Here is a 21,095-nt window from a genome sequence, read left to right as displayed (position 1 = left end):
CCCCGATGATCGGAATGGATCGCCACACCGGGCAACCCATCTCCGGCATTGAGCATTTACGCCAGTCCGTTGAAGACATTCTCGGCACGCCGCTGCTGAGTCGGCGGGAGCGCCCGGAGTACGGCAGCAAGCTGCGGCGCATGGTCGACTTGCCCATCAACGAAGGCTGGAAAAGCGCCGCGCAGGCCGAGGCGGCTCGGGCGCTCCGGCAGTGGGAGCCGCGGCTGAAATTGGAGCGGGTGAACGTGTTGTCTGTGCTGGGCGGGAAAATCAATTTTAAGGTCAGCGGCGAATACCTCGGTGTGCGCGGCACGTTGGAGGTGTGGGTATGAGTACCCTGGTCGATCTGTCGGAACTGCCGGCACCGGAGGTGCTGGAACCGCTGGACTTTGAAGTGGTGTACGACGAAGCGCTGGGGGTTTTCCGTGGGCACATGGGCGACAACTGGACGGCTGCAGTGGAAAGCGACCCGGTCACCAAACTGCTGGAGGTCGGCAGCTACATCAAGCTCGGCAATCGGGCACGGGTCAATGATGCGGCCAAAGCGCAATTGCTGGCCCATGCAACGGGTGGCGATCTGGATCACTTGGCGGCCAACGTTAACTTGAAACGCCTGGTAATTCAGTCGGGCGACCCGCTGGCGGTGCCGCCGGTCGAGGCGGTCCTGGAATCCCATGACGCCCTGCGTGAGCGGGTGCAGCTGGCGTACGAAGGGTTGAGCACCGCGGGGCCACGTAACAGCTACATCCTGCATGCCCGTAATGCCTCGGCGCTGGTCGCCGATGCCACCGCCGAAAGTCCGTCGCCGGCCTGCGTTGATCTTACCGTCTTGGGACTTGAGGGGGACGGTGCAGTCGGCCTCGATTTGCTGGCGTTGGTGGCCGACGCGGTTAACGACGATGACGTGCGGCCGCTCGGTGACCGCGTGACGGTACGTGGCGCGGAGATCCTGCACTACAGCATCGATGCAGTGCTGCACATGAAGGGCAGCGGACCGGAAAACGATGCCGCGCTCGCCGAGGCAATCAAGCGTCTGGGGGCCTGGATCAACCCGCGTCGGCGGTTAGGTCTGGAGGTGGCGCGTTCCGGCGTCGATGCGCAGCTGCATGTCGCCGGCGTGGCCCGGGTTGAACTCCGGGGGTGGCAGGATCTGGCTCCGACCAAAGCACAGGCGGCGTATTGCACTGGCTTCACCGTCGTGTTGGGAGGTTGAAATGCCCAGTCTTTTACCGCTCAACAGTACCCCGCTGGAGCGCGCTATTGAGGCGACCTTCGTTGAGCAAACGCTGATCCCGCTGCGCACGTTATACAACCCCGACACCTGCCCGCTGCACCTGCTACCCCACCTGGCCTGGGCGTGGTCGGTCGACCGCTGGGATCCCGGGTGGTCGGAGCCGGTCAAGCGCGCCGCGATCAAGGCCTCGTTCTACATCCACAAGCACAAAGGCACGATCGGTGCACTGCGTCGGGTGGTCGAGCCGTTGGGTTATCTGATTGAGATCGTCGAGTGGTGGCAGACAGTGCCGGAAGGTGTACCGGGCACCTTTGCGCTGAAGGTCGGTGTGCAGGACACCGGTATCACTGAGGGCATGTTTCAGGAACTGGAGCGCCTGATCGATGATGCCAAGCCGGTTACCCGGCATATGACCGGGCTCGACATCACGTTGGAAACCCGCCTGGACGCCTTTGTCAGCTTCGCGGTGTATGACGGCGACGAAATCGACGTTTATCCCTGGAGCAATCCGGATATCGACGTGGTGGTTCAGGGCTACCACGGCGTTAGCGAATACACCCTAGACCAATTGGACGTGTACCCCCATGGTTAATCAAAACTCTATTTTCGGCGGCATGCTCACGACTCAGGGGGCGGCCAAAAAAACCAACTGCGACGCCCTCGGTATTCCGTGGGAACCGCGCTACATGCTGATCGGTGATGCGAACGGCGCCGATCCGGTGCCCAGTCCCACGCAGACCAAGCTGGTCAATCAGGTCTATCGGGCGCAGCTCAATCAGCTTCGGGTGTCTCCCACTGACGCCAATATACTGATCGCTGAGCTGGTGTTGCCGCCTGACGTGGGCGGCTGGTGGATTCGTGAGCTGGCCCTGGAAGACAAGGACGGCGTGTTCTGCGCGGTAGCCAACGCGGCCCCGAGCTACAAACCGTTGCTGGCACAAGGGTCGGGGCGTAATCAGGTGGTGCGGATGCACATCATCACCAGTGGCACGTCGAACATTCAGTTGAAGATCGACCCTTCGGTGGTGTTGGCGACCCGTCAGTACGTCGACGAGACAATTAACGGCTTGTTGCCGGCGAACAAGCCGGCAGGCACCTACACCAAGGTGACGGTGAATGACCGCGGTGTGTTTGTGTCCGGATCGAACCCGACCACGTTAGCCGGGTTTGGTATTACGGACACCTACACCAAGCCCGAAATTGATGCGATTATTGCTCAAGCCTCGGCATTGCCGGTCGGTAGCATGGTGGCGTTTCCAGTGTACAAGATCCCTCCCGGGTTTCTGGAAATTAACGGCGGCGAGTGGCCCATTGCGAACTATCCAGATCTGGCGGCATTTTTGGGAACGGCGTTCAATAAGGGCACCGAAGCCGCCGGTTACTTTCGGCTACCAGAATCGCGCGGCGAGTTCCTGCGTGGTTGGGACAATGGGCGCGGTGTCGATGCTGGCCGTGCGGTGGGTAGCTATCAGGCTGACGAAGTAAAAAGTCATAGTCACAACTCGCCGTACATCGAGGCCCCGCTAGGTTCTGGAACTGGCCAGGTTGAGGGGGTTTCGAAGCTGAACGATGTCATGGGTTCTACTGCGAACTCGGCGTCTGCTACATCGTCATACGGCGGCACTGAAACCCGCCCGCGCAACTTGGCAGTTATGTGGTGCATCAAGGCCTGGAACGCACCAATCAATCAGGGGAACATTGATATTGCAGCGCTGGCGGCGCAGGTGGCCATCGCGACGCCGGTTAACTACCTCGAAGGCTTTACCCTGTCGAATAACGTCACGGTGCCAACCTACGCTATTAACGTATCCAGGGGCGCGGCCAGAGCTTCGGGCAACCCGGTGTTTTTGAACTCAACCATGGTCTGTTTTGTAAACACTGGTGCTTGGACGGCGGGCACGAACGGTCAAAAGCTCGACATCGGGGCGCGCGCTGCAAACACTTGGTACAACGTCTTTGCGATCCGCGCGACGGTCGGCGGCGCTGCTGATGTGCTGGTATCGCTCAGCTATTCTGCGCCGAAGCTGCCGGCGGGGTATGAACTGATTCGGCGAATTGGTTCGTTCAAGACGGATGCGTTGAACACCATCATTCCTTTTCAACAGTTCGACCGGATGTTCTATTGGAAAACGCCTATTCGTGATGTTGTCTTGACCAATGTCACGGGCGTGGCTATGGCTAACTATGCCATCAGCGTGCCGCCCGGCGCGCCTGTCGTTGCGCATGTGTCAGCGTTCTACAGTGGCAGTAACGGTTACATCTATCTGCGAAATCCAGACTTCCCGGATCTGGCGGTCGGGCCCTACACCGCCTTTACATATGGTTTTGGTTCGGTCTCCAGCAACACACCCCTTGATAGCTCGTCTATTCCGATGGAAGTGCTGACCAGCATTGATGCTCAGGTCGGCGTCAGAACGGTGACTGGTGAAACTCAAACCGAAGTGGTTATTACGACTTACGGCTGGCAGGAGAAGTTCTAAATGCCCTTTGTTCAACGTAATACCGATGGTTTTGTAGTTGGCCGTTTTGCCAATGCTCAGCCGGGGCTGGCCGAGGAATGGCTTGACGATGATGCGCCGGCGTTGTCGGTGGTTAGTCCGGCACAGTTGGCGACTGCCGAGCGCGCTTGGCGTGATGGTGAATTGTCGGCGGTCAAGTGGTTGCGGGAGCGGCACCGGGACCAGCTCGATATCGAGATATCTACTACGCTCTCTGACGAGCAGTTTTTAGACCTGCTGAGGTATGTGCAGAGTCTGCGCGACTGGCCTCAATCTCCGGATTTTCCTGATAGCCAGCACCGGCCAACGCCGCCGGTGTGGATCGCCGAACAGACCCAATAAACGCCCTGCATTGACGGGGCGTTTTCTTTTCCGTCGCACGTAATTCGAACATCCCTGACAGCCTCGCTCACGCGGGGCTTTTTCGTTTCTGGAGATTGAGCCTTATGAGTTTCTTTCACGGCGTCACGACCACCTCGGTCGATACCGGCGCACGCACCATCACGTTGCCGACGTCCTCGATCATCGGGCTGTGTGACACCTTTACCCCCGGTATCCTCGGCGGCGGCACAGCCAAAGCTGGCGAGTTGAAGCTGATCACCACCGAACGCGAGGCCATTGCGGCTTTCGGCGCCGGTGCGGCCATCACCAAGGCCTGTCAGGCGATCTACGCCAAAGCCAAGGCGGTGATCGTCGCCATCGGCGTGGCCAAGCTGGAAGACCCGGCCCTGCAGACGTCGGCGATCATCGGCGGGGTGTTGGCCTCGGGTCAGCGCACCGGTCTGCAGGCGCTGCTCGACGGCAAGAGTTTATTCAACGCCCAGCCGCGACTGCTGATCGCGCCGGGTCATTCGGCCACCCAGGCGGTGGCCACCGCCATGGACAGCCTGGCGCAGAAGCTGCGGGCCATCGGCATCATCGATGGCCCCGGCACCACCGACGAAGCCGCCATGGCCTACGCCGATAACTTCGGCAGTCGCAACCTGTTCATGGTCGACCCGGGCGTGCAGTTCTGGGACACCGACGCCAGCAAGACAGTCGATGCACCGGGCTCGGCCTGGACGGCGGGTCTGTTCGCCTGGACCGACGCCACCTACGGTTTTTGGGCCTCGCCGTCGAATAAGGAATTTGTTGGCATCACCGGCACCACCCGCGCCGTCGAGTACTTGGATGGCGACGACACCTGCCGGGCCAACCTGCTGAACAACGCCAACATCACCACGATCATTCGTGATGATGGCTTCCGCCTGTGGGGTAACCGCACGCTGGCCAGCGATCCGAAGTGGGCCTTCGTTACCCGTGTTCGCACGCTTTTCATTCTCATGGATGCCGTGCAGGCCGGTCACAAATGGGCGGTAGACCGCTCGATCACCAAGACCTACGTCAAGGACGTCACCGACGGCCTCGAGGCCTTCATGCGCGACCTGAAGAACCAGGGGGCGGTGATCAACTTCGAGGTGTACGCCGACCATGAGTTGAACACGGCCAGCCAAATCGCTCAGGGCAAAGTCTATTGGCGCATTCGCTTCACCGACGTGCCGCCAGCCGAAAACCCGAATTTCCTGTTCGAAGTCACCGATCAGTACATGACCGAAGTTCTTGAAGCCGCCTAAGGAGGCCACCTGATGATTCCTGAAGTTCTGTCCAACTGCGCCGGGTTTATCGACGGCGTCAGTTTTGCCGGTGAAATGCCGAGCCTCACCCTGCCCAAGGTGGTTCTGAAAATGGACACCTACCGGGGCGGGGGTATGGCCGGTGAAATCGAGATCCCGACCGGTGTCGAAAAGCTCGAAGCCGGGTTTACAACCAACGGCGTGCGGCGTGAGGCGCTGAAGTGGTTCGGTCTCTCGGACCGCACCGCTTGCAACGCCGTGTTTCGCGCCTCCTTCAAAGGCCTAAAAGGCAAGGTCACCCCGGTGATTGTCACCATGCGCGGCGGCCTTAAAGAGGTCGATATGGGGGACTGGAAAGCCGGTGAAAAGGCCGAGAGCAAACACAACATGGCGCTGACCTACTACAAGCTCGAAGTCGATGGTCGGTTGATCTACGAGATCGACATGGTCGGCATGGTGCTGGTGGTTGATGGCGTTGATCAACTCGCAGAAGAACGTTCGGCCCTGGGCCTGTAAGGAAAAAACATGACTCAAACAACGGCAAAAGACGCACTGCCCAAGTGGCTGAAAATCACCGAAGAGGGCTTTCGTATCACCCTCAAATACCCGACCGAGTTGAGCGGTGTGCTGGTCGACAACATGTCGATCCGTGCCCCTTGCGTGCGGGATATCCGGGCCGCGCAAGCCACGTGTAATGGCGATGAGGAAAAGCGTGAGATGTCGCTGTTTTCCTCGCTGACCCAGACCCCGGAGACGGACTTGATGGCGCTCAAGCTGGTCGACTACATGCGTCTGCAGGCCGGCTATTTTCGTCTGGTCCAAGACGACGGCGTTTGATGCGACCACGTTGAAAACTCTGGCCAAGCGAGTGGCCAAAGAGACCGGGTTCTCGGCGGCCGAGATCCTGGTCATGCCATTCAACGAACTGGTGTGGTGGCTCACGGATTGAGCCACCGTTCATTTCTCCGACGCATAGGGCACGCACATGGCGAACAAACTGGCGCTCGGCTTTGTCATCGGGGGCGCCGTCGATGCGACGGTGGGCAAAGCGTTTAAGGACGTCGAAAGCAAGATCAAACACCTGGACACTGTCGGTACCAAAGCCCGGGTATTGCAGAACACCATCGGCGACACGATTCGCCTGCGCGAGGAGTGGCGCAAGGCGCATATGTCTGGTGCCGAAGGCGCGGGCAAGCTGCTGACCAAACTGGAAAAGAACCTCGACCTGCTGAAAAAACAAGGTGTCGAGGTGGGTCGGCTCAACAAGGCCTACACCGCGATGGGCCGTGTCGCTGCCGGGGCTGAATTGAAAGCGATGGGGCACCGACAGCTGGAGGAGGGGCGGTCGGGCCTCAAGAGCAGTATTGGTCAAGCAGGGGGCATGGTTGCTGCCGCTGCCATCCCGACCAAGGTCAGTGCGGATTTCAGCGCGATCGTTCGTGATATCGCGATCAAGGCCAACATTGCCAACGATCCTAAAGAAACGCAGATGTCCAAGACGATTATCGACACGTCGCGGGACACTGGCATGGCTCGCAATCAGGTGGCCGAGGTGGTCAACGCGTTGGTTGGGGCCGGCATGGAGCTGGACAAGGCCCTGCAATACGCGCCGACGGCGGCCAAGTTTGCCATTGGACAGGGTTCGGACGGCACCGAAACGGCGCGCATGATCAATGCCCTGGGACAGAACGCCAAGATCACCGATCCGGCGATGATGCAAAAGGCCTTGGAGGCGATTGCTTATCAAGGGCAGGCCGGCAGTTTTGAGGCGGCTGACATGGCCCGCTGGTTCCCTGAGCTGCTCGCGGGTATGGGCAAGCTGGGTATCACCGGCATGGACTCGGTGACGCAACTGGGTGCCATGCTGCAGGTGCAGATGAAGACCGCCGGTGGCTCCGATGAGGCGGCCAACAACCTGAAAAACTGGATGGAAAAGATCGGCTCGGGAGAAACGGTCGACGCTTACAAGAAGGTTGGGATTGATTACCAGGCGTCGATGACCACCGGACTGCAAAGCGGGATGTCGACCCTGGAGTCGAGTTTCGCCTTGGCGCAAAAGTACATAGCAGCCACCGACCCGAAGAAAGCGGCGGCCATGGCGGAAGCCACGGCCAAGATCAGCAAAGAGACGGACCCGGTCAAGGCCAAGGCCATGATCGCGTCTCTGGAGCAGGCCCTGCGCACCGGCGACCTGTTTGCCGACATGCAGGTCAAGGCAGCGCTGACCGCTTACACCCAGAACAAAGCCCTGTACGGCAAGCTGAAAAATGACTCGGCGCAGGCTGTCGGTATTCTCGATAAAAACCTGGCGGAACGCCGGCAAACGTCCTCGCAAAAATGGGCCGAGATGGCCCAGAGCATGGACGATGGCATGCGCAGCATCGGCGATGCGTTGCGGCCGGTAACGGATGCCGTGGCCGAGGGCATCACCAGCGTGGCCCGCCGCCTGACTGAGTTCTCGGATGTTACCCCGCGTCTGGTGACCGGTATCGGTGCTGTCGTGGCCGGGTTGGTCGCCCTGAGTAGCGTGGTCAGCACCTTCAAAATGGCCAAGGGCCTGATGAACATTGGGCGCGGCAGCTTGTTGGGCAATCCGAATATTCCGCAAAAAGTGATTGTCACTAACCTGCCCGCCATAGGGGGCGGTCTGGATGCGGGCGATTTGGATGCCGGTGATGGCAAAGGCAAGAAGGGCGGCAAGGGCGGCAAGGGCGGCGGCGGTGGTCGCGGTGGCAGCATCGGTGCGGGCATGAAGGGGCCGGCCTTGCTCGCGGTGGTCGATGCCGGATTCAAGGCCGTCGACACCTACAACAACGCCGTGACCCAGGATGAAAAAGCCGAGGGCTACGGCCAGGCGGCCGGTGGGCTGGCGGGTACGCTGGCCGGTGCGGCGGCGGGTGCTGCCATCGGTACCGCCGTGCCGGTGATCGGCAACATCGTCGGTGGGTTGATCGGCGGATATCTCGGGTATATGGGCGGTGATGCCTTGGGTGGTGTGGTTGGTAAGTCGATGTTCGGCACCGACGAATCGCTGAAGACAATGCCCGCCGCCGGGCCGCTGATGATGGCCAACGCCGGGCAGAACCTCCCGCCGGTGATGGGCGACATTGCCCGTTCGTTTTCACCATCCAAATCTGCCATCACGCCGGGCCTGTTGCCAGAACGGAACGCCGATAGCGTCGCGATGGGGGATGTTACCCGGTCCCTGAGCAAGCCTTCGGCACCCAATGTGCCGGCGCTGTTGGCCCCTATTGCCTCCGCCCCGAAAAGCGAGCCGCCGAAGATCGAGCAGCGGGTGGAGATTCAGGCTCCTCTACACATCACCGTACAGGGCGATGTGAAAGATCCGGCGCAACTGGCGCGGGAGCTACAGCCCTACATCGATCAGCAATTACGTCAGTCCACCCAGCAGATGCAGAACCGCACGCTGTATGACGAACCACATGTGTAACGAGGAGGGCAGATGGCCTACATGGAGCAACTGCAAGGCGGGCTGAAATACCTGGCAACAGCGGGAGAAAGTGGCCGCCGCAGCCTGGACGGCATGCTTGGACCGGTCAACGGCGCCATCAGCGAAATCAGCGGCGCGGCCTCGGAGCTGGAGGGCGTGCCGTTTGTAGGGCCCGTGATCGGGCAGAAGCTGCAACGGGTGATGCGCGGTGTCAACGCGGCGCAGGCCAAAGTGGGGCAGGTGGTGGCCACGTATAACAAAGCCAGTCGGGCGCTATCGGGGATCGATGAGCGCATGGGGCAGTTGAAGGAGCAAGCTGCCCGGGCGTCCTCCGCGATCAACAAGATTGCCGGCAAGGTCAGCCCATCGCTGGCCAACATCTTGCCCACCGGGTCACTCACCGGCGACGGCACGCCACTGCCGGAGGCGGTCAAGCCGTTTCCCCACTTGTTGATCGTCCAACCGCTGGACCCCAAGGCGACGCCGTATTACTTCAATCTGGACACCGCCGCCTTTGATGAGCTGCGACGGTCGACCGAGTTTCGCTGGGCCTCACAGGAACGCCTGGGCCGACGTCCAGCCCAGCAGGCGGTCGGTATGGGTGAAGAAAAGATCACGCTGAAGGGGGCGATCTTTCCCGGCTTCAAAGGCGGGATCAAGCAACTGGATACCCTGCGCAGCCTCGGTGCCCAGTTGAAGCCGCTGACCCTGACCACCGGTTATGGCGACGTACTGGGCACCTGGTGCCTGAAGAACGTCGAAGAAGAACAGAGCGCGCTGCTGCAGGGCGGGATCCCGCGCAAGCAGGCGTTCACTTTGGAGTTTGCACGCTATGGCGACGACTTGTAGAACGTCTGACGGGGACCTGCTCGACACCCTGTGTTACCACGTTTACGGTCATCTCGGTGGTACTGTCGAGGCGGTGCTAGACGCCAATCCGGGACTGGCCGATGAGCCGCAACCTTACCGTGCCGGCATCGTGATTCTGTTGCCGGATCTACCCGCACCCACTGATGACGTTGTGATGTTGTGGGGCTGAGCTGATTCCGAACAAGATTTTCGGAAAGGTCTACTGAATTAAGGGAAGTAAAACGGAGTGTCTGGGGGGAGCTCAATTACCGATTGAACTGGATTATCTTCGGCACCATAGGTGCAATCCTTCTGGCTTGCATTCCCGTCCTCGGGTGGCTTCTGGCTCTTGGGGTGATCCTCGCGGTGCTGTGGAAAACATTTGGCTTTCGAGAAACGCAACTGGTGGGTACCTGCCAGGCGTGTACCAAAGCTCTACCGATTGACCCCAAGACTGACGTGCTTGCCTGCCCTGTCTGCAACAGTGTTGTTGCTGTGGGAGAGGGCCGCCTGACCATCGTTAAAATCGACTGATCTGCAATGCTCTGTAGTTAACAGAAACTGAATTCAACCTAACCCGCCCTGTGCGGGTTTTTTTTGGACTAGATAATGACTCCTGCCTTCCGCGTCGTCGCCGATGGCGCCGATATTACCGCCCTGATCAACGATCGGCTGCTGCAACTAAAAACCACCGACAAGCCCGGAATGGAGTCTGACGAATTCGAGCTGCGCATCGATGACCGCGACGGGGCCGTGGCACTGCCACCGCGCGGGGCGGGCATCGAGATCTTCCTGGGGTACGCCGAAACAGCATTGGCCCGCATGGGTCGCTACGTCGTCGATGACATCGATTTTTCGGGCCCGCCGGACACCCTGGTGATTTCCGGCAAGGCTAGCGACATGCGTGGTAGCGGTAAGACTACGCGCAGTGGTAGTTGGGAAGACGTGCCCTTGTCGCGCATCGTCGCCGATGTTGCCGCGCGTAACGGCTGGCAACCGGTGTGTCCGGTGCAGACCAAGGTGCCTCGGGCAGATCAGCTCAATGAGTCCGATTTCAACTTCATCACGCGCCTGGCCAAACAGTACGACTGCACGGCCAAGGTGGCTGACGGCAAGTTGTTGGTGATGCCGCGTCAGGGGGGCGAGAGCGCCTCGGGCAAGGCCCTTGGCGTGGTGGTGATTAACCGCCGTGACGTCAGCCGCTTTCAGTTCAAGCTCGGTGACCGCACCACGCACAAGGCGGTGTCGACCAAACACCAGGACAAAAAGAGCGGCAAGCTCGCCGTGGTCACCCTGGACAACGACGACTCGCCCGACGGTCTGCCACCGGTGCATACCGACCGGCACATCTACCCGAACAAGTCCGCCGCAGAAGCAGCAGCCAAAGCTCGACTGGCGGCCTTCAACCGCTCGACGGCTGGGGTTCGTCTGGAAATGGTAGGGCGTACAGATCTATTTGCCGAGCGAACCATCGATGCCCAAGGCTTCAAGGTTGGCTTCGACGGCGAGTACCTGGTCGACTCGGTGGAGCAGGTCTACACCCAGTCCGGCTGGAGCACGACGGTCGAGTGCAACGGCGGCAAAAAGGGCAAGGCGAAAGCCAAAGGCAAAAAGAAAAAACCGGCGAAAGATCTGAAGGTCGTTCAGCTCCAGCAGTAGCGCCATATCCCCAACCCGATGGAGACCCGCGATGTCACTGACAGAGCAACAGCTACAACGCATCATGCCCAACGCCCGCCGCCAAGCGGGCGTTTTTGTTTCTGCCCTCAATGCCGCCATGGAGCACCGGCAGATCGCTACGCCGAAACGGCAGGCCGCATTCCTGGCCCAGGTTGGTCACGAATCTGGTCAGCTGCAGTACGTTCGCGAACTGGGCGGCGGTCAGTACCTGAGCAAATACGACACTGGCACCCTGGCCGTTCGTTTGGGCAATACCCCAGAGGCGGATGGTGATGGCCAACGCTATCGTGGACGCGGCCTGATTCAGATCACCGGGCATAGCAACTACCTGCGCTGCAGCCTCGCGCTGTTTGGTGACGAGCGGTTGCTGCGTACGCCTGAGCTGCTCGAGTTGCCGCAATGGGCGGCCGAGTCAGCGGCGTGGTTCTGGTGGGTACGGGGGCTGAATGCCCTGGCGGATCGGGATGAGTTCGAGGCGATCACCCGCAAGATCAATGGCGGTCTCAATGGTCTGGCGGATCGGTTGCAGCTGTGGGAGCGGGCGAGGGCAGTGCTATGCGTCTCGTCGACTTGATCCCTGCGCAGTATCGGGTGCTCGCAGTGGGCGTGTTGTTGGCCGTGCTGCTCGGTGGCTCTGCCGCGATTACGTGGCAGGTTCAAGACTGGCGCTACGGCCAGCAGCTCGAACGACAAGCCCGCCTGCAGGCGGAAACCCTCAACCAACTGGCCCTAGCCGCGGCTGCACAACAACGAACTGAGCAAGACAAACGCCTGGCGCTCGAGCAGCGACTTTCAGCCAGCGAACAAACCCATTACCGAGCCCTGAGCGATGCCCAACGTGATCAAGGTCGCTTGCGCGACCGCCTTGCCACTGCTGATGTGCGCCTGTCAGTCCTACTCGACGCCACCGAGTCAGCCAACGGCTGCTCAGTGTCAGCCGGTGCCGCAGCCGGCGGCGTGGTTCATGCAGCCGTACGCGCCCGACTTGACCCAGCGCATGCTCAACGAATTGTCGCCATCACCGACGCCGGCGATCAAGGATTGATTGCGCTGGCCGCTTGTCAGGCGTACGTCAGAGAGGTGAACCGCTGATCGGCATCCCCGCCTGCAACTCACGAATGATCCTTTCCTTTTGGGATAGGACCAGAGTAAGGCTTTGGATCTCGCCCAATTGCACAGTGGTTTCGGCTTCGCGGTTCGCCAGCCATGCTCGGGCTCTCGTCAGATCCGCCGAAAGCTCGTCGTTCATTTTGACCAGGCCGGCAATGTTTTCCTTCGCTCCGCGCAGCTCCCGCTTCAGTGCCTGGATGTCTTCCTCGAGCATGCTTGCGTAATGCTTGACGGTTTCAAGCCGGGTAGGGCATCCCTCCCAATCGCTGGTGTCTTCGATTTCATACGGGTCCACGGTCATGCCTTATCTGTACTGTTTGGATATACAGTAATCGAGGCGCGATGATTCGGCGAGGGTGTAGCGACGAGCAGTAGGATTTGAGGTTTGTGTTCGTTCGGCAGGACGCCGGAGAGGGTGGAAAGCTGCTGATAATTCTTCCCCAAAATGCAACCGTTTGGACCAATGTTTATCGGGGGAGAAAATTTATTTTTTGTTCGTGTCATCTGGCCTATTCCATTCAGAATTTTCCCCCCATGTTCGCCCGTGCTAGGGTCGCTGAAGCTTCCGATGGCAACTGGTGGAGATGGGACAAATGAAATCGATAAGTGCTAAGTGCGGCCATGTAAAACGCCGGCTCAATCAGAATGAGCCTCTCGAAGGAAAGGTTCTGGAATTTGCCCTCGACATAGTCGGAGAGACAGGCGATGACTTCCTGAATGGGATTGCTGAAAAATTAAAGGCGGGCGAAAAGCTCGACGACTACGAGCACCACTTTATGGTTGACGTGCTTCTTTTGCATGTGAAATTGGGGGCGTAGAAATCCTTCGAATGTCGCTGGTTTCGTTCGGCAGAACGCCGGAGAAGGGGTACTACTGTAGGAATATACAACGCTAAGTTATTGATTCTTATAGGGTGATGTGCGGGTTTTTAAGGTGGCAAAAACCACTCCATTTCCCTTATGCATCAATAGGTTGCAAGCGGCTCCCGGTCATCTTGACATGGTGGTGCTTTTGCCAGGCGCGCCTGACGCAGCGCGCTCGGAAAGCGTCTTTATAAATCAACCGTCAGCGTTGCGTGCTGAGCATTAATTTAACCTTGAACTCCCAGTGCCTTTTTAACCGTATCGGACAACATCAGCAATTGGACCGCTGGCGTCCCCACTGTAGCAACGCTTGCTAAGTGTCCCAGAGTCTTCAGTATCTTCTGCCCAATAGACGTTTTTTCGAGGGCGTTGCGACAGTCGACATCAAAGAAGCTATGGCCCAGAGTTTGTTCAATTGACGCAGTCACTGGTATTGAACCGCTTAGACGATATTCTTGCAGTGCTGTTACTACCGCTCTTAAAGATCTAACAAGATATTCTTTAACCTTTTGTTCGAATTCGCCGTTCATTGCTTCAGATATAAGTGCATTGAGCTCGTCGATAAAGGTTTCGATTTCTGACGGGTCGAGCGTCGTGGGGTTTTTTGAATCGAGTAAGTCTACTGCAGCGGTTAAGTGGTCGAGCGCTGTATCATCAATGTGATCAATAAACGTATGGAAAGCAGACAGCATGTTTTGCTCTCTGAATGCATTATCTAGAGTTCGTTTCCAGGTGTTGGTTGGCCTTTCCTGTTTAGGAAACCGCTCAATCATTGCCTCGTAAGTTTCATCTGAAAGGCGCATCAGTCGAGCAAGCCTCTCATGCGTTAAAGCAAGATTGCCTTCAGTTTTTAAAACGGTCTCCCATACAGTAAATGTATTGACAGCTCTTGATTGGTCGCGAAGCTCCATAAGAATATCAAGAAGCCTAGCCGCAGGATTTCCGTTCAGCATGCAAATGTCCGTTTTCGATTGGTTGTTGTTAATGTTTGTACTGGTCGACCGCGGTCACTGCCTGCCGGCCCGGATTCCTCCAAGCTGCTACGGACTGGGCCGGTGTTTAGCAAATATAGCCCGTACCAATTTTTGTACCAATGACCGTGTAAAGCAGGTGAAATCCGGGTAAGCCTAAGTCGGCAAGTGCCCGGATTCATTGACTATTGTTACTTTGCCTTACCCCTTGAGAATCGCGGTGTAATTCTGCTCCTGTCGATTGTCACTCTGGTGCCATCATCACCGCAAGCGTCATCTTGATGAACTCCTCGTTCTTATCGATGGTGTCCAGGGCGCCGCGCACGTTGTCGGCGACTTCTGCGCCGCCTCGCTGCTCGACCCAGTTGGACAGCTCCATGATGGCTGCTTCGAGGGCGAGTTGGTTTTCGTTGATTTTGTAGAGCAGGGAAGGGAGCAGGTCTGAATTTGGCATGGCGATTCCTCCGTGGATGGGAGAAAGCGTAGCAGTGCAGGGGATGGGTGTTTGTTCGGCAGGACGCCAAGGATGGTTGTGCGCAAAACCTCCGCTGGAGGCCGCACGTTTCCGTTTGCATAGGCACAAAAAAACGGATGTTTTGCTACCCTGAAAACAGGTCGTTATCCTTATAAAACAATTGCTTGGGTTGCTACAGTCCCCAGCATGGGGTGCTAGGGGTCGAGTGTTCGAATCACTCCGTCCCGACCATATTTTTCAATGACTTGGCCCAATCTGAAAAGGTTGGGCTTTTTCATGCGCAGGGAGTTTTGCGGGGGTTCATCCTGTTTTCCTCCTTAGAATGTGTAAGTTGGCGTCGGATTTGGCATCGCGTTGCAGGATGTTTGGCACTGCCATCTAGCTTTCAGATCGCTAAATTTAGCGCAGTCTTTGGCACCGCAATGCTCTCACTGATTCTCTGGTTTTGTCGGCTGAGGGAATTTTGCATCTGGAAAGCCTTTTTTCAGCGCCGCATACAGTTCATCAGCCACTTTATCCAAATCCTCGATTGATCTATCTACCCTGAAAATCAGGCGTTTCGTCTGATCTATCAATTGCGAAAACAATCGTGGGCCGAGTGCTTGCTCTAGAGAGGCGTGCGAGACCGGCCCACCTTTAGGAAGGATTTTTTCTAGGATTGGCTGTATCTGCGTAAGATGCAGCGCTGAACGGGTTCGTACTACGTCTAGCGCATGCAGAAAATTCTGCTCAGCTATGACCAGTGTTTCCAGTACCCCTGAATCACCAAGATCAAGAAAAAATGCAAGGCTATCCAAGTCTAACCTGGGGGGCTCATCCAAGGGGTAGTCAATAGGGGGAAGTGAGATCACTACTGAGGGGTTGTCGCGGTAATCATCCACGAAGTCCAATTGGATTTGAGCGACGATATTCACTTGGCGCCAGAGTGTGAACATAGCGCGTGCGCCTGCACCTATTTGCCTTTTCCGTTCGTCTTCCTGGGCGGCATCTCGTACCAGAGCTGCTCCGTACCATGCCCCTGCATATGCGGCGATCAAAGTAGCTACAGCCGGCAAAAAGTCTTTTGCGAATGCTGCAAGTTGAGGGGTTCCAAACGGAGCGCTCAAGGACGCTGCGACAACGATCAAAACCAGCAAGGTTAGCGGATTTTTCAGCTTTTTCATTCCGTCCCTCTCATGACTCGTCCCTGGTTGGGTGATGCTATAAAGCGGAGCAGGGTGTTCTGATCGCCCGCAATGACCACCCGAGTCTGTTGCTAGATACGTGGTTAGTGCACTGCTAGACATTACCTTCCCTGGCTGAAGGCAGGGAGGTTGTGGCGGTGAACAGCTCGGCCAGCAGGAGGCTAGGGTAGGTCAACGCTGGATGGTCTTGCTAGAGGTGGGGCGGACAAATTTAAGTCGGATTTCTGTAAAAACGTTCCCACCAGACAGGCTTAATCTGGGAGCAGGCTGCGCCGGGAATGGAGAAGCGCCAACAGCGCTTGGGAGTTTCAGCCCGGCGCTTCATCATGGCACCACTCCCAGTGGACCAGACTCGACATTGAAGGCCATCCCACCGTTGCTTTTTGCTGAAGTAACCCGCGCACGACCATCGGAATCGATTTTGATCCGCAACTCGCCCCCTACGTCTACCGTCTTATCGCTCACTCTGTGAGGCGAGTACTGGCTCGGGGAGGAGGCTGCACTCGACAGCGCGGGTGGTCCCAATTTGATGGCGGGCGGAGCGCTTGCGGCTGGTGCCGTTAGGCGTGTTGCGCTTCCATCACCCGTCATCCAGCTGGGCATCCAGTCGGTCAAGCTACCAACGCTTTCTTTGAGCCAGCCCGTCAGTTGATTGAACTTCCCACGTATACCATCCCAAAGGCCACCGATCCATTGAGCTCCAATCTCGCTTAAAGGGCGCAGTCCAAACAGCTCGAACACGGCGTCAATTGTCTTTAGCAGAAGCCCAGCAGGCGAAAACGAAATGAGCCCCTGGACGATGTCACCAATACCCTGGGCAAAAAATCCTTCTAACTTGCCCCACAGGTCCGAGAACCAATTGGCGATGGAGTGTAGTGGTCTACTGAACCGGACACCCATTTAGGCGAGAATGCTCGCCAGATAAAGGTGTCTGATGACCAAGCAACGTCGTTCCTTTTCCGCTGAATTCAAACGCGAGGCCGCAGGCCTCGTGCTCGATCAAGGCTATAGCCATATCGAAGCCAGCCGCTCGCTTGGGGTGGTCGAGTCCGCGTTGCGTCGCTGGGTTAATCAACTCCAGCAGGAGCGCAACGGCGTTACTCCGCAGAGTAAGGCGCTGACGCCCGAGCAGCAGAAAATCCAGGAATTGGAAGCTCGAATCGCTCGCCTTGAACGGGAGAAATCCATTTTAAAAAAGGCTACCGCGCTCTTGATGTCGGAAGAGCACGAGCGCACGCGCTGATTGATCAACTGAGCGCCCAAGAGCCGGTCGATTGGCTTTGCACAGTCTTTGACATTACTCGCTCGTGTTACTACTCCCACCGCCTCAGGCACCGAACTCCGGACGTTGAGCGGCTTCGGTTGCGCAGTCGGGTCAACGAACTGTTTACGCAAAGTCGAAGCGCTGCCGGTAGCCGCAGCATCGTGTCGATGATGCAGGAAGACGGTGAGCAAATCGGGCGGTTCAAGGTGCGTTGCCTGATGCGGGAGCTGGAGTTGGTTAGCAAACAACCTGGATCACATGCCTACAAACAAGCGACGGTTGAGCGGCCTGACATTCCGAACATCTTGAATCGAGAGTTTGATGTGCCGGCGCCGAATCAAGTCTGGTGTGGCGACATCACTTACATCTGGGTTCAAGGGAAATGGCATTACCTGGCTGTCGTTCTGGATCTCTACGCACGCCGAATTGTGGGTTGGGCGCTGTCAAACAAGCCGGATGCGGATCTGGTCATCAAGGCGTTGGACATGGCTTACGAACAGCGTGGCAGGCCTCAAGGGCTGCTGTTTCACTCGGATCAGGGCCCAGTATGCGAGTCGTTTATTTCGCCAGCGGGTGTGGCGTTATCGCACGCGCCAGAGCATGAGCCGGCGGGGAAATTGCTGGGACAACGCGCCAATGGAGCGCGTGTTCCGCAGCTTGAAAACAGAATGGATACTGACCACGGGCTACAGAACGGCTCAAGAAGCCCAGCGCGATATCAGCCAATTCTTGATGCATCGGTACAACTGGATTCGACCCCATCAATTCAACGGTGGGCTGGCGCCAGCCCGGGCCGAAAAAAACTTAACGTCGTGTCCGGGATTAGTTGACCACTACACAATCGTTGGGAACTGTTTGTCCGATAGCTTTGCCACGGAACCGTAAGGGCTTTTTGTCAGCGACTGAATAAGGTCGCCCAGGAGCTGAGTGACGAGCTAAAAACCGTAGCGGGGTGTTTTTCTGCTTTGACATAGAATCACTTGGGTCGACCGACCCGTAGACCGCCAAGTAAGGCATTGCGCGCCAAGACTCGTGCGACCTGCACCTACGCTTTCTTCAATTTGCTGAAACTGTTTCATTGGCTGGCGGGTGTCGCCAGATTTTTTTGCCGTTCAAGCTGATCACTCAACAATTGGAGCGACTGCCATGAATGACATGACCACCGCTGCAGCAGAGATCACTGCTGAATCTTCCCTACACAATGAGCCCATCCCTGCGCTTCACACCAAAGCTGACCCGATCCGGCTTGCAGCAGAAGGCTTCAGCGACCCGGATATGCTCGAGATACAGCAGCCGGAGTTTTGGCTCGGAAATGGATTGCCCTGAAGGAAGTTATTCTTGAAGGGCTTTGAATCGCAATGCTTCGTGTGCGGCGACGCCTTCGAGTGTTTTGACTTCAACCGTGAGCCAAGCTGGATCGACCACGCAGATGATTGGTCGGAAGTGCCGTGGTGTACTTCACTTGGCTCAGGGCAAAGCTTGACCTGATACTCGCTACGACAGGTATGGTCGTGAGACAGTCGAGCAGTAAGGTCTGGTATTTTGAAATATCCTCGCTCACAACCCTCAGCATGAAATCAGCCTCGCCGCTCATCAAATAACATTCCATGACTTCCGGTCGCTCCCTGATCGCATTGGTAAATATCTCCAGTGATTGCTTGTCCTGAAGCTTCAGGGTGACGTGTACGAACACGTTAATCGCAAGCTCCAGCTTCGCGGGGTCGACCAATGTGACTGCACCTCGAAGAACCCCGTTTTCTTTCATCTCCGCAACGCGTCGCCAACACGGCGAAGTGGACAGCCCCACGATATCTGCCAATTCGGCATTGCTCAATTCTGCGTTCTTCTGCAATGCGTCGAGGATTCGCAGGCTGGCATCGTCCAGTTTTGCGCGGCTCATGGTGGGTTTTTCCTGTAATGTGTCGTAGATAGGTGAAACGTACCTAATTATTCGTTTTAAGGAAACAGATAGAAGCATTTTTGCTGCTGGGTAGAAATATCATGATTGCTCGATTGGATAACTTTCCGGAGCGCAATCATGAGTGTTTCCACCGAATTACTTGTAAGAGCTCGAGGCGGGACTTTCGGGTTTCAAAACACGTATATGTGGCTGGCTGTGATGGTACTGCTCTGGGGCAGCAGTTGGCCTATCACCAAGCTTGCATTACAGGATGTGCCTCCGCTCTGGCTGGCCACCATCCGGTTTTCCAGCGCGGCGCTGTGTTTGTTCATGTATTTGATCTTGCGGGGGCAACTGAAACTCCCGGTAGCCAAAGACCTTGCGATCATCGCAAGCGTTGGTTTATTGCAGATGATGGCTTTTACCGGGCTGGGTTTGGTGGCCATGGTGCACATCGACACCAGCCGTGCAGTGCTTCTGGCGTATACAACACCCTTATGGTGCGTGTTAGTGGCTTGGCTTATTTTTCGCGAAACACCGTCGAGGATGCAGGTGTCCGCACTCCTGATTGGCCTGATCGGTATTGCAGTGGTTTGTTCGCCCGGCGAGTTGGATTGGTCGAATAAGGATACTGTGCTGGGTGCGGTGTTCCTGATTCTGGCGGCCATCAGTTGGGCAATCGTTATCCTCCATATCAAGCGCCACCATTGGGTCACGTCTCCCTTGGCACTCGCCCCATGGCAGATGCTGCTTGCGACCGTTCCACTGGCAATTGCTGCCACTCTCACAGAAGGTCCTCCCACCTCCATAAAAGTCAGTGCCGATCTGTTAGAGGAGCTTTTTTTCATTGGTCCCATCGCAACATCAGCGTGTTTTGTAATATCAGCGGAATTTGGGAGAAGGGTGTCGACGTTTGCGATGTCGAATTTCACCATGGGGGTGCCATTGGTGGGGATTGTTTTTTCCTGTCTTACTCTCGAAGCCACAGTCTCAGGTAAGTTCCTGCTTGGACTTTGCCTGGTAGTGTTCGGTGTTGTCATCGCTGCGCTGGTTGCGCGTAATACCGCGAGGAGTTGATTGTAAAAGTGAAGAAAATAGTTCGGGTCGACGATATTCAGGTATTCGTTACGACTGCAAGTGCAGGCAGCTTTTCGGCGGCGGCACGATTGCTGGACATCTCGCCTGCCTTGGCCAGTGGCGCCGTTCAGCGTCTGGAGGGCATCCTGGGAGTCAGATTGTTCGTGCGCTCCACGCGGCGGCTGAGAGTATCTGACGACGGTGAGCGCTACCTGTCGCATGCTCGGCAAGCACTGGAAGCCCTTGAACTCGGCGAGCTGGCATTGACCCAAGGGCGTGATGAGATCGCCGGAACCATCCGTTTGTCCATACCTTCGGACATCGGAAGAAACGTGCTGTTGCCCTGGCTTGATGAATTTCAATTGATGTATCCGAAGGTATTGCTACAACTGCGGATCAGCGATCAGGTCGCGGACCTGTTCAGCGAGCATCTGGATGCCAGTATCAGATATGGCCAACTGGCTGACTCAAGCCTCGTGTCATTGGCCTTGGCACCGTTCAACCGCAGAACAGTGTGTGCATCGCCCAGCTATCTCGCACGGCATGGTGTTCCCCTGACGCCCGAAGATTTAAGCCGGCATAACTGTCTTCGTTATGTCATGGGGGAACAGACTTACGAGCGTTGGAGTTTTCACTCGTCAGAGGGCGCCAGAACCGTCCAGGTGACGGGAGACCGCATCAGTGACGATGCGGATATCGTTCGTCGATGGGCTGTAGCGGGAGTGGGGGTCGTCTACAAGTCCAGGATCGACGTCATGGATGATCTTCGGCAGGGCCGCCTTGTGGAAATCTTTCCCGAGGAGTACGGACAGCCGGCGCCGCTTCAGCTCGTGTGTGCACATCGAACTTCGCTGACGCCGGCAGTGCAAATGCTGAGAACCTTCTTGTTCACACGTTTCGAGAGCTATGTTGCGCAATGAAGCTCA

Annotated in this window: 24 protein-coding genes and 1 pseudogene; 20 read left to right on the top strand and 5 right to left on the bottom strand. The window is 57.2% G+C overall.

The window, feature by feature from the left end; all coding sequences use genetic code 11:
- Positions 1 to 5 precede the first annotated feature (5 nt).
- From AB4O36_RS15870 to AB4O36_RS15800, 15 genes are all read left to right on the top strand, one after another.
- Positions 6 to 332 carry a GPW/gp25 family protein gene (locus tag AB4O36_RS15870; RefSeq protein WP_460139669.1) on the top strand — a complete coding sequence of 109 codons (327 nt, stop codon included), beginning with the start codon at positions 6 to 8 and terminating at the stop codon, positions 330 to 332.
- A complete protein-coding gene (locus tag AB4O36_RS15865; RefSeq protein WP_460139668.1) occupies positions 329 to 1,213 on the top strand; it encodes a baseplate assembly protein in 885 nt (294 codons plus the stop codon). The genes AB4O36_RS15870 and AB4O36_RS15865 overlap by 4 nt, the downstream gene beginning before the upstream one ends.
- Before the next feature lies 1 nt (position 1,214).
- Positions 1,215 to 1,826 (top strand): phage tail protein I, encoded by a 612-nt coding sequence (locus AB4O36_RS15860; RefSeq protein ID WP_460139667.1) that lies wholly within the window; start codon positions 1,215 to 1,217, stop codon positions 1,824 to 1,826.
- Positions 1,819 to 3,714 carry a phage tail-collar fiber domain-containing protein gene (locus tag AB4O36_RS15855; protein WP_460139666.1) on the top strand — a complete coding sequence of 632 codons (1,896 nt, stop codon included), beginning with the start codon at positions 1,819 to 1,821 and terminating at the stop codon, positions 3,712 to 3,714. Before AB4O36_RS15860 ends, AB4O36_RS15855 begins: the two co-directional genes overlap by 8 nt.
- Positions 3,715 to 4,074 carry a phage tail assembly chaperone gene (locus AB4O36_RS15850; protein ID WP_460139665.1) on the top strand — a complete coding sequence of 120 codons (360 nt, stop codon included), beginning with the start codon at positions 3,715 to 3,717 and terminating at the stop codon, positions 4,072 to 4,074.
- A gap of 104 nt (positions 4,075 to 4,178) precedes the next feature.
- A complete protein-coding gene (locus tag AB4O36_RS15845; protein ID WP_460139664.1) occupies positions 4,179 to 5,345 on the top strand; it encodes a phage tail sheath subtilisin-like domain-containing protein in 1,167 nt (388 codons plus the stop codon).
- Between the two features lie 12 nt (positions 5,346 to 5,357).
- A complete protein-coding gene (locus AB4O36_RS15840; protein WP_460139663.1) occupies positions 5,358 to 5,861 on the top strand; it encodes a phage major tail tube protein in 504 nt (167 codons plus the stop codon).
- Positions 5,862 to 5,870: 9 nt separating this feature from the next.
- A complete protein-coding gene (locus AB4O36_RS15835; protein WP_460139662.1) occupies positions 5,871 to 6,182 on the top strand; it encodes a phage tail assembly protein in 312 nt (103 codons plus the stop codon).
- A 148-nt stretch (positions 6,183 to 6,330) separates the two neighbouring features.
- Positions 6,331 to 8,796, top strand: coding sequence for a phage tail tape measure protein (locus AB4O36_RS15830; RefSeq protein ID WP_460139661.1), 2,466 nt, complete (start codon positions 6,331 to 6,333; stop codon positions 8,794 to 8,796).
- 12 nt (positions 8,797 to 8,808) lie between these two features.
- Positions 8,809 to 9,645, top strand: a complete 837-nt coding sequence (locus tag AB4O36_RS15825) for a phage tail protein (RefSeq protein WP_460139660.1) — start codon at positions 8,809 to 8,811, stop codon at positions 9,643 to 9,645.
- Positions 9,629 to 9,835 carry a tail protein X gene (locus AB4O36_RS15820; protein ID WP_460139659.1) on the top strand — a complete coding sequence of 69 codons (207 nt, stop codon included), beginning with the start codon at positions 9,629 to 9,631 and terminating at the stop codon, positions 9,833 to 9,835. The genes AB4O36_RS15825 and AB4O36_RS15820 overlap by 17 nt, the downstream gene beginning before the upstream one ends.
- Before the next feature lie 83 nt (positions 9,836 to 9,918).
- The gene (locus tag AB4O36_RS15815; RefSeq protein ID WP_460139658.1) at positions 9,919 to 10,179 is read left to right on the top strand and encodes a hypothetical protein; all 261 of its coding nucleotides are present in this window, start codon (positions 9,919 to 9,921) and stop codon (positions 10,177 to 10,179) included.
- 75 nt (positions 10,180 to 10,254) lie between these two features.
- On the top strand, positions 10,255 to 11,304 hold the full coding sequence (locus AB4O36_RS15810) for a phage late control D family protein (protein ID WP_460139657.1): 1,050 nt from the start codon (positions 10,255 to 10,257) through the stop codon (positions 11,302 to 11,304).
- A 31-nt stretch (positions 11,305 to 11,335) separates the two neighbouring features.
- Complete coding sequence (locus AB4O36_RS15805) at positions 11,336 to 11,899, top strand: glycoside hydrolase family 19 protein (protein ID WP_460139656.1); 564 nt, start codon at positions 11,336 to 11,338, stop codon at positions 11,897 to 11,899.
- A complete protein-coding gene (locus tag AB4O36_RS15800; RefSeq protein ID WP_460139655.1) occupies positions 11,881 to 12,417 on the top strand; it encodes a lysis protein in 537 nt (178 codons plus the stop codon). The genes AB4O36_RS15805 and AB4O36_RS15800 overlap by 19 nt, the downstream gene beginning before the upstream one ends.
- Here the strand turns inward: AB4O36_RS15800 and AB4O36_RS15795 are convergent.
- Positions 12,398 to 12,736, bottom strand: coding sequence for a hypothetical protein (locus AB4O36_RS15795; RefSeq protein WP_460139654.1), 339 nt, complete (start codon positions 12,734 to 12,736; stop codon positions 12,398 to 12,400). The two genes, AB4O36_RS15800 and AB4O36_RS15795, sit on opposite strands and share 20 nt — an antisense overlap.
- A gap of 292 nt (positions 12,737 to 13,028) precedes the next feature.
- Here AB4O36_RS15795 and AB4O36_RS15790 point away from each other — a divergent pair, with 292 nt between their 5' ends.
- A complete protein-coding gene (locus tag AB4O36_RS15790) occupies positions 13,029 to 13,253 on the top strand; it encodes a hypothetical protein (RefSeq protein WP_460139653.1) in 225 nt (74 codons plus the stop codon).
- Between the two features lie 272 nt (positions 13,254 to 13,525).
- Here AB4O36_RS15790 and AB4O36_RS15785 read toward each other — a convergent pair whose 3' ends face one another.
- The 3 genes from AB4O36_RS15785 to AB4O36_RS15775 form a co-directional block, all read right to left on the bottom strand.
- On the bottom strand, positions 13,526 to 14,251 hold the full coding sequence (locus tag AB4O36_RS15785; RefSeq protein ID WP_460139652.1) for a hypothetical protein: 726 nt from the start codon (positions 14,249 to 14,251) through the stop codon (positions 13,526 to 13,528).
- 262 nt (positions 14,252 to 14,513) lie between these two features.
- Positions 14,514 to 14,723: a hypothetical protein gene (locus AB4O36_RS15780; protein WP_460139651.1), complete on the bottom strand. Its 210-nt coding sequence runs from the start codon at positions 14,721 to 14,723 to the stop codon at positions 14,514 to 14,516.
- Positions 14,724 to 15,172: 449 nt separating this feature from the next.
- Positions 15,173 to 15,907 carry a hypothetical protein gene (locus AB4O36_RS15775; protein WP_460139650.1) on the bottom strand — a complete coding sequence of 245 codons (735 nt, stop codon included), beginning with the start codon at positions 15,905 to 15,907 and terminating at the stop codon, positions 15,173 to 15,175.
- 955 nt (positions 15,908 to 16,862) lie between these two features.
- On the opposite strand from AB4O36_RS15775, the pseudogene AB4O36_RS15770 reads away from it, so the two are divergent.
- Positions 16,863 to 18,022 (top strand): annotated as a pseudogene (locus tag AB4O36_RS15770) (IS3 family transposase).
- Positions 18,023 to 18,338: 316 nt separating this feature from the next.
- Entirely contained in the window at positions 18,339 to 18,518 is a 180-nt protein-coding gene (locus tag AB4O36_RS15765) for a hypothetical protein (RefSeq protein ID WP_460116577.1), read from the top strand.
- 70 nt (positions 18,519 to 18,588) lie between these two features.
- On the opposite strand, the gene AB4O36_RS15760 is transcribed toward AB4O36_RS15765, so the two are convergent.
- A complete protein-coding gene (locus tag AB4O36_RS15760) occupies positions 18,589 to 19,092 on the bottom strand; it encodes an Lrp/AsnC family transcriptional regulator (RefSeq protein ID WP_175380333.1) in 504 nt (167 codons plus the stop codon).
- Between the two features lie 138 nt (positions 19,093 to 19,230).
- On the opposite strand from AB4O36_RS15760, the gene AB4O36_RS15755 reads away from it, so the two are divergent.
- Both AB4O36_RS15755 and AB4O36_RS15750 read left to right on the top strand, forming a co-directional pair.
- The gene (locus AB4O36_RS15755) at positions 19,231 to 20,169 is read left to right on the top strand and encodes a DMT family transporter (RefSeq protein ID WP_460116576.1); all 939 of its coding nucleotides are present in this window, start codon (positions 19,231 to 19,233) and stop codon (positions 20,167 to 20,169) included.
- Between the two features lie 17 nt (positions 20,170 to 20,186).
- A complete protein-coding gene (locus AB4O36_RS15750) occupies positions 20,187 to 21,089 on the top strand; it encodes a substrate binding domain-containing protein (protein ID WP_460142149.1) in 903 nt (300 codons plus the stop codon).
- Positions 21,090 to 21,095: the final 6 nt, after the last annotated feature.

It is taken from the genome of Pseudomonas sp. S2_E01 (genome assembly GCF_054668365.1).
This window is presented reverse-complemented; position numbering and strand designations above follow the sequence as displayed.

Coding starts and splice junctions, on each gene's coding strand:
- AB4O36_RS15870 (WP_460139669.1), top strand. CDS start 6: ATGATCGGAATGGATCGCCACACCGGGCAACCCATCTCCGGCATTGAG.
- AB4O36_RS15865 (WP_460139668.1), top strand. CDS start 329: ATGAGTACCCTGGTCGATCTGTCGGAACTGCCGGCACCGGAGGTGCTG.
- AB4O36_RS15860 (WP_460139667.1), top strand. CDS start 1,215: ATGCCCAGTCTTTTACCGCTCAACAGTACCCCGCTGGAGCGCGCTATT.
- AB4O36_RS15855 (WP_460139666.1), top strand. CDS start 1,819: ATGGTTAATCAAAACTCTATTTTCGGCGGCATGCTCACGACTCAGGGG.
- AB4O36_RS15850 (WP_460139665.1), top strand. CDS start 3,715: ATGCCCTTTGTTCAACGTAATACCGATGGTTTTGTAGTTGGCCGTTTT.
- AB4O36_RS15845 (WP_460139664.1), top strand. CDS start 4,179: ATGAGTTTCTTTCACGGCGTCACGACCACCTCGGTCGATACCGGCGCA.
- AB4O36_RS15840 (WP_460139663.1), top strand. CDS start 5,358: ATGATTCCTGAAGTTCTGTCCAACTGCGCCGGGTTTATCGACGGCGTC.
- AB4O36_RS15835 (WP_460139662.1), top strand. CDS start 5,871: ATGACTCAAACAACGGCAAAAGACGCACTGCCCAAGTGGCTGAAAATC.
- AB4O36_RS15830 (WP_460139661.1), top strand. CDS start 6,331: ATGGCGAACAAACTGGCGCTCGGCTTTGTCATCGGGGGCGCCGTCGAT.
- AB4O36_RS15825 (WP_460139660.1), top strand. CDS start 8,809: ATGGCCTACATGGAGCAACTGCAAGGCGGGCTGAAATACCTGGCAACA.
- AB4O36_RS15820 (WP_460139659.1), top strand. CDS start 9,629: ATGGCGACGACTTGTAGAACGTCTGACGGGGACCTGCTCGACACCCTG.
- AB4O36_RS15810 (WP_460139657.1), top strand. CDS start 10,255: ATGACTCCTGCCTTCCGCGTCGTCGCCGATGGCGCCGATATTACCGCC.
- AB4O36_RS15805 (WP_460139656.1), top strand. CDS start 11,336: ATGTCACTGACAGAGCAACAGCTACAACGCATCATGCCCAACGCCCGC.
- AB4O36_RS15800 (WP_460139655.1), top strand. CDS start 11,881: ATGCGTCTCGTCGACTTGATCCCTGCGCAGTATCGGGTGCTCGCAGTG.
- AB4O36_RS15795 (WP_460139654.1), bottom strand. CDS start 12,736: ATGACCGTGGACCCGTATGAAATCGAAGACACCAGCGATTGGGAGGGA.
- AB4O36_RS15790 (WP_460139653.1), top strand. CDS start 13,029: ATGAAATCGATAAGTGCTAAGTGCGGCCATGTAAAACGCCGGCTCAAT.
- AB4O36_RS15785 (WP_460139652.1), bottom strand. CDS start 14,251: ATGCTGAACGGAAATCCTGCGGCTAGGCTTCTTGATATTCTTATGGAG.
- AB4O36_RS15780 (WP_460139651.1), bottom strand. CDS start 14,723: ATGCCAAATTCAGACCTGCTCCCTTCCCTGCTCTACAAAATCAACGAA.
- AB4O36_RS15775 (WP_460139650.1), bottom strand. CDS start 15,907: ATGAAAAAGCTGAAAAATCCGCTAACCTTGCTGGTTTTGATCGTTGTC.
- AB4O36_RS15765 (WP_460116577.1), top strand. CDS start 18,339: ATGAATGACATGACCACCGCTGCAGCAGAGATCACTGCTGAATCTTCC.
- AB4O36_RS15760 (WP_175380333.1), bottom strand. CDS start 19,092: ATGAGCCGCGCAAAACTGGACGATGCCAGCCTGCGAATCCTCGACGCA.
- AB4O36_RS15755 (WP_460116576.1), top strand. CDS start 19,231: ATGAGTGTTTCCACCGAATTACTTGTAAGAGCTCGAGGCGGGACTTTC.